The sequence below is a fragment of the Acinetobacter sp. SM1B genome (assembly GCF_003289665.1).
In the GTDB taxonomy this organism is placed as follows: Bacteria; Pseudomonadota; Gammaproteobacteria; order Pseudomonadales; family Moraxellaceae; genus Acinetobacter; species Acinetobacter schindleri.
On the sequence record NZ_QMBM01000001.1, the window covers coordinates 2,632,578 to 2,642,931 of the forward strand.

The 10,354-nt window shown below is 41.0% G+C and carries 10 protein-coding genes and 1 rRNA gene; 4 read left to right on the forward strand and 7 right to left on the reverse strand.

Annotated elements, in window-relative coordinates; all coding sequences use genetic code 11:
• Positions 1-31: 31 nt before the first annotated feature.
• Positions 32-367: an iron-sulfur cluster insertion protein ErpA gene (gene erpA, locus C8322_RS12675; RefSeq protein WP_004814030.1), complete on the forward strand. Its 336-nt coding sequence runs from the start codon at positions 32-34 to the stop codon at positions 365-367.
• Between the two features lie 75 nt (positions 368-442).
• Here erpA and C8322_RS12680 read toward each other — a convergent pair whose 3' ends face one another.
• The 6 genes from C8322_RS12680 to C8322_RS12705 form a co-directional block, all read right to left on the reverse strand.
• Positions 443-820, reverse strand: a complete 378-nt coding sequence (locus C8322_RS12680; protein WP_171063227.1) for a hypothetical protein — start codon at positions 818-820, stop codon at positions 443-445.
• A gap of 104 nt (positions 821-924) precedes the next feature.
• Complete coding sequence (locus C8322_RS12685; protein ID WP_111810734.1) at positions 925-1,839, reverse strand: matrixin family metalloprotease; 915 nt, start codon at positions 1,837-1,839, stop codon at positions 925-927.
• Between the two features lie 69 nt (positions 1,840-1,908).
• Positions 1,909-2,739 carry an OXA-134 family carbapenem-hydrolyzing class D beta-lactamase OXA-276 gene (locus C8322_RS12690; RefSeq protein WP_004814035.1) on the reverse strand — a complete coding sequence of 277 codons (831 nt, stop codon included), beginning with the start codon at positions 2,737-2,739 and terminating at the stop codon, positions 1,909-1,911.
• A 149-nt stretch (positions 2,740-2,888) separates the two neighbouring features.
• Positions 2,889-4,829 carry a molecular chaperone DnaK gene (gene dnaK / locus C8322_RS12695; RefSeq protein ID WP_004814038.1) on the reverse strand — a complete coding sequence of 647 codons (1,941 nt, stop codon included), beginning with the start codon at positions 4,827-4,829 and terminating at the stop codon, positions 2,889-2,891.
• Positions 4,830-4,947: 118 nt separating this feature from the next.
• Positions 4,948-5,490, reverse strand: a complete 543-nt coding sequence (gene grpE, locus C8322_RS12700; RefSeq protein WP_004814040.1) for a nucleotide exchange factor GrpE — start codon at positions 5,488-5,490, stop codon at positions 4,948-4,950.
• 1,110 nt (positions 5,491-6,600) lie between these two features.
• Positions 6,601-7,095, reverse strand: coding sequence for a hypothetical protein (locus C8322_RS12705; RefSeq protein ID WP_004814042.1), 495 nt, complete (start codon positions 7,093-7,095; stop codon positions 6,601-6,603).
• A gap of 206 nt (positions 7,096-7,301) precedes the next feature.
• On the opposite strand from C8322_RS12705, the gene C8322_RS12710 reads away from it, so the two are divergent.
• Positions 7,302-8,372 (forward strand): alpha/beta hydrolase, encoded by a 1,071-nt coding sequence (locus C8322_RS12710; RefSeq protein ID WP_111810735.1) that lies wholly within the window; start codon positions 7,302-7,304, stop codon positions 8,370-8,372.
• Positions 8,373-8,437: 65 nt separating this feature from the next.
• Here C8322_RS12710 and C8322_RS12715 read toward each other — a convergent pair whose 3' ends face one another.
• Entirely contained in the window at positions 8,438-9,109 is a 672-nt protein-coding gene (locus C8322_RS12715) for an acetoacetate decarboxylase family protein (protein WP_048880931.1), read from the reverse strand.
• 104 nt (positions 9,110-9,213) lie between these two features.
• Here C8322_RS12715 and C8322_RS12720 point away from each other — a divergent pair, with 104 nt between their 5' ends.
• Together C8322_RS12720 and C8322_RS12725 are read left to right on the forward strand one after the other, a co-directional pair.
• Entirely contained in the window at positions 9,214-9,786 is a 573-nt protein-coding gene (locus tag C8322_RS12720) for a peptidylprolyl isomerase (RefSeq protein ID WP_111810736.1), read from the forward strand.
• A gap of 429 nt (positions 9,787-10,215) precedes the next feature.
• A 16S ribosomal RNA gene (locus tag C8322_RS12725) occupies positions 10,216-10,354 on the forward strand; the annotation flags it as partial.

Sequence of the window (10,354 nt, forward strand, 5' to 3'; positions counted from 1 at the left end):
AAGATGCCCGAACCGAACAGAGGAATCCATCATGAATGCTCAAGCACTTGTGCTGACTGACAATGCTGCCAATAAAGTACGCCAATTGCGTGACAGTGAAGGTAACCAAGATCTTATGCTACGTGTCTATGTGACTGGTGGCGGCTGTTCAGGTTTCTCTTATGGCTTCAACTTTGCTGAAAGCCAGAATGAAGATGATGCAGAATTTATTAACGGCGATGTGAAGATGCTGGTCGACTCACTTAGCTACCAGTATTTAGTAGGTTCAGTCGTTGACTATATTGAAGGGCTGGAAGGTTCACGCTTTGTGGTACAAAACCCGAATGCTACGACTACATGTGGCTGTGGTTCATCTTTCTCGATCTAAACATGATTTGAGATTTAGACCATAGAAATCAAGAGTCCTCAAAATGAGGACTTTTTTTATGCGCTATTTTTATAGTTAAGCTTCGAGTTTCACCGCTTCAAGCAAGTCGAAGATCACGGTTGTCACATCCTGACTCAGCTCACGATTATTAAAAATCTCATAAGCGCTAATAGTAATATCGGTATCGCTCGGTAACAGCTTTTGTTCTTCTTCAATCAGGTCATTGATCGGCAATAGAGTCTGTTTTACTTGCAAATGTAGAATGTCTTGATAGGCAATATTTTCATCCTCAAGTTCAATCAGCTGCTCATTGAAATAAGGGAGCAAAATCGCATGTAAATAAGGCTGAAGTTCTACAATATCAAAGATTTCGATATCACGAGTTTCATCAATTGTGCTGATATGATCATTAGCTTCAATCAGGATATGGTAATAACTCATGCCGATCTCCACAGAGGGCTTTAGTGAATGATAGATGCTCACAATAACATGAAATCATCAACTATGGTCGTTCAAAAAGATAATAAAGACATAAAACTTATAAGGAATTAAATCGCTTAGGATTTGCGTGTATATAGCAAAGTCTTGTCTGCCGGGCGCAGTTCAAAATTTTCCAGCTTTTGTTCACCTAGTACTGGATACATCAGTGCTTCAGGATCACCATGATGCAATAAACCCAAGGCATGGCCCAGTTCATGTGCCAGTGTTAGACGCAAGTCATCTTGCGCATCAAACTGATAGATATGGATTTCATCGCCTTTAAAAATTCCTTTATGGAACTGGCGTGGTGGAAAGCGCTGCTGTGCCTGATTAATATTATTGTGGTGAGACTGAACACTGCTTTGGTAGGCGGCAACCTGAGTATTAAAAGATAATTGCTGTTGTTGCAGATATTCCGCTTCACGCTGGAAACATTCTGACCTGAATTGAAGCTCGTTAAATTCCTGTTGCAACTGCTGACGTTGATGAGCAGAAAGTCCCGGCTGATTGCGCCGTAGCATGAGTTGCTCGAACTGGAGTTGTAGCAGATTGCGCTGCTCTAACAGCTGACGCTGTTGCTGATCCAGATGATTTCGGGAGGCGGTCAGGTTTTCTGCCTGACGTTGATATTGGGCTTCATCGCGAAGTAATTTCTGTGTGGTTTTTTTCAGTGCATCATATTCCTGCTGGCGGTGATCATAAATCAGCTTGATGCTGAGCTGTGCATTTTCATCATAGACCATTAGGTCATCACGGCCAGTGCCACGATGCCAGATTTCAATAGCTTCTTGTGCCAGTTGAATCACTTCTTCACGAGTCAGTCCAAAGCCCGGATCGACCTGGTCCACTTTAAAGCGTAAGCGCGTATCAAAAGGATGGATGAGTCGGTCAGTCAGAGAATTGAATTTTAGCTGCGGATGAGACTGGGTCTGTAGATGCAGAAAACCTGCAACTAGTAATACCACTACGACTAGACAGAGCAAAAGACGCATATTTTTTATTTAAATGTTTATTTTTAAAAATATAGCTTAAATTTGGCATTTTTCCCATGCTTATTTATGTCACCCTTCAGCTTTTGGATAAAGTCCTAATTCGGCCAAGGCCTGCTGCAAAATTTTAAGACGGATCGCCGGATCCATATTACTTTGCATCTGCATATTCAGTGAAAATGCCACGATTTCGTCCTGAGGTGTTTCGATCCAACCGGTGAGCCAGCCGACTTGCGGCTCCACATCCATACCCCAACCGGATTTAGCATAAAGCCGATAAGCTTGTCGCTCCTGTAACAGTAACATGGTTTTAACTTGCTGCTGAACCCGAGGATCAAAGGCAAGCTGCTCTTGAGCAAGCGCAGAGGCAAATTCGACTTCTTGTTTCGGGGTGACTTTCAAAGGTCCGACTAACCAGAAGTTGTCGACCTGATGACCAATCTGCTGATTACCAAATTGAATACGTTGTACTTCCTGTTGCATTAGTTCCAGACCAATGCGACGTGCCAGTTCCTGATAGACGGGTACAGCAGAAGCTTGCATGGCTTGGCCGAGAGTCATGTCTTTTTCCCAGGCTGCAAAACTGCGCTTCTTGCCATCCCATTTAAAAATTTCATTGGTCGTGGCTTTACCATGTTGCAGGCCAATCAGAGCATTAAATATTTTAAAGGTTGAAGCAGGAACATATTCGGTATGTGCACGACTCAAATCATTGCCATAGACCTGTAGATGTGGACCCCGTTGAATTACTAAAACGCCAGAGCTTTGTGCCTGATCAAATAACTTTGCAATAGCTTGAATAGATTGAGTTGAAGTGATTTGAGAGGGCGAATTTGAAACAGGGAAGCTACAGGCTGTCAGGCTCAAGTAACTGAGTAAAGGCCACAAAATAAGAATTTTCATAAGTTCAGGATATTTTAATATTTGATTTAACTTAAACAGCTTTGCCTGAAAATACGATCCAATTTTGGTAATTTTCCATTAATTCTTTCAAGTCTAGGCATAAAAAAACCGCGCTTTCGCGCGGTCTTTTTTAAGCTTAAGCTGATAAATTATTTTTTATCATCTTTCACTTCAGTGAACTCAGCATCTACAACGCCATCATCCGCTTTTTGTTGTTGACCTTCACCGCCTTGGAAAGCATTTGGATCAAAACCTTGCGCACCGCCTTGGCCTTGAGCTGCTTCATAAGCACGTTGAGTAATCGGCATGATGATGTTTTGCAGCGCTTCAGTTTTCGCTTTGATCGCTTCTACATCATTTTCTTTAGTTGACGCTTCTAACTCAGACACTGCAGTTTCGATTGCAGTTTTTTCGTCAGCAGTCACTTGTTCACCAAGATCTTTCACTGCTTTTTGAGCAGAAGAAACCAAGGCATCCGCTTCGTTACGTGCTTTAGCCAGCTCTTCAAACTTACGGTCTTCTTCAGCATTCGCTTCAGCATCTTTGATCATTGCTTCGATTTCAGCATCAGACAAACCTGAGTTTGCTTTGATCTGGATAGATTGCTCTTTACCAGTGCTCTTGTCTTTCGCAGATACTTTCAAGATACCATCGGCGTTGATGTCGAACGATACTTCAATTTGTGGCACACCACGTGGAGCTGGTGGGATGTCACCTAACTGGAAATTACCCAACAGTTTGTTTTGCTGCGCCATTTTACGTTCACCTTGGTAAACCGAAATGTCTACAGCAGGCTGGTTGTCCGCAGCAGTTGAGAACACTTGCGATTTTTTCGCAGGAATCGTGGTATTTTTCTCGATGATTGGAGTCAATACACCGCCCATGGTTTCAATACCAAGTGTTAAAGGCGTTACATCAAGCAGAAGTACGTCAGTTTTGTCACCAGACAATACCGCACCTTGAATCGCAGCACCCATTGCTACCGCTTCGTCAGGGTTCACATCTTTACGTGGCTCACGACCAAAGAATTCTTGAACTTTCTGTTGAACCATTGGCATACGAGACTGACCACCCACCAGGATTACGTCAGAGATGTCAGAAGTCGAAAGACCAGCGTCTTTAAGTGCAATACGGCAAGGCTCAATCGTACGCGCAACCAGGTCAGCAACCAAACCTTCAAGTTTTGCACGAGTAACGTTGATCACTAAGTGTTTAGGACCAGTCGCATCTGCAGTGATGTATGGAAGGTTGATTTCAGTTGCGTTAGAAGAAGAAAGCTCGATTTTTGCTTTTTCAGCAGCTTCTTTCAGACGTTGTAATGCAAGTGGATCGTTTTTCAGATTCACGTTTTGTTCTTTCTTGAACTCTTCAACTAGATAGTCGATTAATGCGTTATCGAAGTCTTCACCACCCAGGAATGTATCACCGTTGGTAGATAACACTTCAATTTGCTGGTCGCCATCAAGGTCAGCAATTTCAATGATTGATACGTCGAAAGTACCACCACCCAAGTCGTATACAGCAACTTTACGGTCGCCTTCTTTCTTGTCCATACCGAACGCAAGTGCAGCAGCAGTTGGTTCGTTGATGATACGTTTAACTTCTAAGCCTGCAATTCGGCCTGCATCTTTGGTAGCTTGACGTTGCGCATCATTGAAGTAAGCAGGAACAGTAATCACCGCTTCAGTCACTGTTTCACCCAGATAGTCTTCTGCAGTTTTCTTCATTTTTTTCAGAACTTCTGCAGAGATCTGTTGTGGTGCAAGTTTCTTATCGTTTACTTCAACCCAAGCATCGCCATTGTCAGCTTTCAGGATTTTATAAGGCACCAGACCGATATCTTTTTGTACTGCCTGGTCTTCATAACGACGACCGATCAGACGTTTAATCGCGAATAATGTGTTTTTAGGGTTCGTTACCGCTTGGCGTTTAGCTGATTGACCAACCAGAATTTCACCATCTTTGTACGCAATAATAGATGGAGTTGTACGTGCGCCTTCAGCGTTTTCGATAACTTTAACTTTGTCGCCTTCAAGTACTGCAACACATGAGTTTGTAGTACCTAAGTCAATACCAATGATTTTAGCCATTTGGATGTTTCCTCTAAAATTTTTTTGTGATTTACACTTGTTATCCGATATGAGAGCCGTTCGATTTTTTTCAAGTAAATTTTTTGAAAAATTTCACAAACTCCCGAATTTATTTGGCTTAAGCGCCAACCATGACCATGGCAGGACGTAATAAACGGCCGTTCAGGGCATAGCCTTTTTGCAAGACTGTACCGATCTCATTGGCTTTGGTATCTGGTGCAATACCAACTGCCTGATGTAACTCGGCATTAAAACCATTCTCGGTATCAACTACGACCACACCAAATTTTTCTAATGTTGTCAGTAAACCTTTTAAGGTTAGTTCTACGCCTTCCCGTAACGGGCCTTGTTCTTCACCCGCAGCGAGAATTGCACGTTCCAGGTTATCTACAGTTTCTAACAGCTCTTTAGAGAACTTTTCCAAAACAGTATCTTTATGCTTTTCTGATTCGCGCTGAATGCGTTCTACACTTTTTTGTGCCTCATATACGGCATTTGCAGTACGTGCTTTTTCCAGTTTTAAATCGCCTTCAAGCTGTGCGATTTGTTCCTGTAAAGACTCAACGGTAACTTCAGCTTGTTCAGGTTCAGCTTGAGCTGTTTGTTGTTCCGTTTGCTCTTGCTCAAGTTCTTGAGCTTGATCGTTTTGCTCAGTCGCCATTGATTTACTCCGTTTAAATGGGTTCTTAAACATGTACAGTCCTTCGGTATCAGTGCTAACTGCGTGAATGCTGAACTGCCATGATTTGGGAAGTTCTTAATTACATAAAGAAGTCGGGGCTGGGCTTCAAAATTCAAGCGAAATGAGTGATTAATTTTAAGATTTATTGCAAAAGGCTGTGTTTCTGTTATTCCAAACTGGATTGAAATGAGAAAAAGCAGACAATTTCTCTGTTTTGAAGATAAAAACCTCAGAATTTTTAGTTAGTTTTGATCTTAGTAATTAGATGAGAGATGAATGTATAAGTACTTAAATTAGTTTTTAGAAAATAAATCATTCATTAAAAGAATGTTTTTAATCAGAAAAATTTTTAATCGTATTTTTAGATATAAATAATAATATTTATCTGTTTTAAAAGTTAAATCAAAAGCACCATCATAGCTTTATCAACAGTGACCTGGTTCAGAAGGAGAGAGCCGAACTAGGTTACTGTTCCTGATTCGTTTTACTCTTTTATAGCTGAATACCCCAAGACTCAGCTATTTTTTTGCCTGAATGTTTATATTGATTGTTTTTTAGACATAAAAGCGATTAATAACTAAGCAATAAAGTATTTCACAAAAAATGATCAACTTCGTATTATTCGTTTCAGATTCTATCGCTGTAGTTTCTTCTTATTTTGAAATGTGTTTTTCAAGCTTATCCTCTCTAGATAAGCTTTTTTTTTGCGTAAAATTTATTAATTTTCTTCTCAAATTCTAGTGATCAATCACTTATAGAAAAGCTGTAAGTTAAAGCCTACAAGGATTCAGGACAATATCTACTTTGTTAGATGCTCGAATCAGCCTAATATTGATTTATCGAGAACAGGAAGTTCTTAAAAATTTGCTGAGAAGCATATAAACGAGAGGATGTTCGTTTAAACACAACCCTATAAAACCCTTGAAGAAATACGCTTCAGGGGTTTTATTCTATAATAGCTATCTAACATCTATTTCTGTTCATAAAGACATTAAAAAAAGCCCGAGATCGGGTTTTTTTATAGATGAAACTTATCTGGATCAGTGGCCGTTTAGGTCGCTTTCAAATTTTTAGATTAATCTGACTATTCTAGCGACGTGATTCCTGCCAGCGTTTGACACGTTCATTACGGTTCTGTTCAGCTTTACGTCGTTGCTGCTGTTCAGCTGCTCGGCGACGTGTATCTGCCTGCTGTCCACGCTTTTTACGCTCTGCCTCGGCTCGGTTTCTAGCCGCTTGGCTGCTACTGATTTTTTTGCGTTGCTGTTCAATACGCTGGCGTTCCTGCTGACGTCTGTGATCCAACTCAATCTGTTTTCTACGTTGATCATTTAACTGGCGTCGCTGTTGCTCTAGTCGCTGACGTTCCAGTTCAGTTCGGCGACGTTCCTGCTGTAAACGTCGTTGCTGTTCATATTCCCAACGCTGCCGATCATAACGGTTGTCATAACGGTAATCGCGGTCATAGCGATAGTCATAAGCTCTATTATAACGTCCGTCATAATAGTCATCTTCAGGGAATGCGACACAACCTACAGCCAATAAGCTCGTCGCAATTGATACGAATATCAGTTTTCCAGCCAAAGGTGAGCACTCCTTGTTAAGGTCAATCCTACAATTTGCGCCTAAACAGCAGCTTAAATTGTCAATGACAGGGGGATAAAATGAGATTAGCTTATTGATCTGCCTAAATTTGTATGTCGATGTAGGCACTTATATAAGAATATGGTCAAAATACACCCTGATCATGTAGAAAATATGAAGAATTAAGCGAATAAGGATGGGAAGCTATGGTGATATCGAGTCAGCAATTACAGGCCATGATGGATAAGGGGCAAGGGGTAGCAGCACGTCTGCTGGACCGATTACCTAAAATTGCTCAGGAAAGAATAGTCAGAAGTCTGGATTATCCTTACCACTATCCTGAACTGGATCCCTTTGTAAAATGTCTGATGGCCGTGCAGTTAAAACAGGGCAAAACTGGAATAGTCAGAGAAGATATCGCGCAGTCACGTATTTTCTTTGAACAGAGCATGCAATTGCTAAAATCCAAACCGACTGCTATTCGCCAGGTTGAAGATATCCAGTTACCCTTGCACAGTGGCATCGTACAAGCACGTCACTATCACCCGGCTCCAGCTAAAAAGTTACCTTTAATTATATTTTATCATGGAGGAGGCTTCCTGATTGGCAGTCTGGACACGCATGATGAATATTGTCGTTTGCTGGCCAAACACGCGCATGCCCAAGTATTGAGTGTCGCTTATCCTTTGGCGCCGGAACATCATCCTTCACAAATTGTTCAAGTCTGCGAAGATGCACTGGCTTGGGCACATCAACACAGCAAGCAGCTCAGAATTCTAAAAAAACGCATTGCAGTCGCAGGGGACAGTGCGGGTGGCAATCTGGCAGCAGTCGTAGCTCAGCGCAGTGCAGACAAGGTTTATGTACCTCAGGCTCAGTTATTACTTTATCCAGCCATGGACTTTAAAAGCCGTCATCCTTCCTATTTTGCTTACAAAGATGGTCTGGTACTCACTGATGGTGATATCGAACTGGTGACTTATCATTATGTGGAACGACATGAAATTGCATTGGATGATCCACTCATTTCACCGACCTATGGCAACCTGAAAAATTTACCGCCGGCTTATCTGATTACTGCTGGTCATGATGTGCTGCATGATGAAGGGGCTATTTATGCACATAAGCTGCGTCAGCATGGAGTGAAAGTACATTATCATGATTATACCGATCAGACGCATGGCTTTATTAATCTGACCAGTATTTCAAGACGCGCCAAAAAGAATGTAATTGAAATGAGCAAACACTTCCGTAAGTTCTGGGATAAGCATAGTTAAAAATAGCTCTATATAGAGTAATAAATCAAATCTCAATTAAGGTGTTTCACGTGAAACACCAGTTTTTACTTTTTGTGTACCTTGGCTTCGGGAAAGACCAGATTGAATTTAGGTACATAAAAGCTTTGTATATATTTGGCTCGAGAAAAATCCGGGAAAATCGATTGAGTATTTTGCCACTCTACCTGAGCGAGTTTGGATAGATAGCCTCGGAATTGCGGGCTAAACTGATAATGTGAGGATTTCCAGGTTTGTCGAATCTTTAACATGGATGTTGGAAGATGATGACTATTTAAATAGAAGGAACGTGATGATTTAGATTTCTTCAGACGAACAGTCATGTTTTGCCCTTGATGAGTGATTCGGCAAATGACTTCCTGTCCTTGTTCCTGCCATTCAAATTCTGCGTATTCCTTCGGTATCCCCCATAAGTGCTGACCGTGAACAATAGATTCATGCGTAGAAACATAAATCTTTGGAATGGTAGACAGACGTCTTCGACTTATTAAAGGATGGTCCATAATCAGTAGCTCATCATAAGGACCTACAGGAGAATGGTGATAACGTACCAGCATAACTTGTACAACACGACCCAGCGGAGAAGGGGCAATTCCAAAATTCCGAGATTCACGGATAAAGTGCGGAGTAATCCAGTAATTCAAAATAAAACCCTCTCCCTGTAAATGCCAGGGAGGAAACTGATGAATATTTTTCTCCTGCAAACGGTGCACGTTCATTCTTATTCTCTTGTAATTGGTCGGTTAGGGTAATGCATTAATGGGTATCAAAGATTAATATAGCTTGATTCTCAACCCTTACTTCTGAGTAGATGAGTTAAAAAATGTTAAAAAAACCATTATATGCAATAGCTTTAACAGCTTTAGCTTTACCAGCACTGGCGGCCAATTCCATAGTTGAAATGAAAACTTCTATGGGGAATATCGAAATTGAGCTTTATAATGATAAAGCACCGATCTCTGCCAAAAACTTTGAAGACTATGTAAAAGACAACTTCTATAAAGGCACCATTTTTCACCGGGTTATTCCAGGTTTTATGGTACAGGGGGGCGGCTTTGATGCGAATATGGTGGAAAAGCCAAATAATAAGTCAACTATTAAGAATGAATCTTATAATGGTTTAAGCAATACACGTGGCACTTTAGCTATGGCCCGTATGAATCAGCCAGATTCAGCCCGTTCCCAGTTCTTTGTGAACCTGGTCGATAATAACTTTTTGAACCGTTCTCCTATGAATGCGGGTTATGCAGTATTTGGTAAAGTAACTAAAGGCATGGATGTGGTTGATAAAATTGCTGGTGTTCCGACTGCCAACTATGGAATGCATCAAAATGTGCCACTAAAACCAGTTATTATTAATAGTGTGAGCATTAAAACAGCAGGCCCGCAAAAATAAGTAAAAAATGATATAGAAATATTTTACGGTTATTTTTATTTTATAATCATGTGTTTATGTGAATAATAGAATAAAAATGATCCATATTGGTGCATAAAAATAGTACACTCGTGATTTGTGTCAGTGAAAAGCACTTGCACGTGTAGGAAATTGCCCTATAATGCACCCATACCGACGAGATACACGGTGATGAACGAAGCGAGATGCTGAGTTATCCGGTGTTTTGAGTCCAGCTTCTGGCACTGACGAGGTGTTAGAAAGATCATTAAGAGATTATGAAGAACAACTTGTGTGGATTTTTACTGGTTGATTGACGAAATTATTTTCATTGATTGAATGGTAGAAATTACTCGAAGTTTATTTGAGAAATTGATGTCAGAAAATTGATGAGCCAAGATTTGGTGTTTTGAATAAAGCACTATTGATTTTAAACTGAAGAGTTTGATCATGGCTCAGATTGAACGCTGGCGGCAGGCTTAACACATGCAAGTCGAGCGGGGAAAGGTAGCTTGCTACTGGACCTAGCGGCGGACGGGTGAGTAATGCTTAGGAATCTGCCTATTAGTGG

Coding starts and splice junctions, on each gene's coding strand:
- dnaK (WP_004814038.1), bottom strand. CDS start 4,829: ATGGCTAAAATCATTGGTATTGACTTAGGTACTACAAACTCATGTGTT.
- C8322_RS12715 (WP_048880931.1), bottom strand. CDS start 9,109: ATGAACGTGCACCGTTTGCAGGAGAAAAATATTCATCAGTTTCCTCCC.
- grpE (WP_004814040.1), bottom strand. CDS start 5,490: ATGGCGACTGAGCAAAACGATCAAGCTCAAGAACTTGAGCAAGAGCAA.
- C8322_RS12690 (WP_004814035.1), bottom strand. CDS start 2,739: ATGAAAATTCTTATTTTGTGGCCTTTACTCAGTTACTTGAGCCTGACA.
- C8322_RS12710 (WP_111810735.1), top strand. CDS start 7,302: ATGGTGATATCGAGTCAGCAATTACAGGCCATGATGGATAAGGGGCAA.
- C8322_RS12720 (WP_111810736.1), top strand. CDS start 9,214: ATGTTAAAAAAACCATTATATGCAATAGCTTTAACAGCTTTAGCTTTA.
- C8322_RS12685 (WP_111810734.1), bottom strand. CDS start 1,839: ATGCGTCTTTTGCTCTGTCTAGTCGTAGTGGTATTACTAGTTGCAGGT.
- erpA (WP_004814030.1), top strand. CDS start 32: ATGAATGCTCAAGCACTTGTGCTGACTGACAATGCTGCCAATAAAGTA.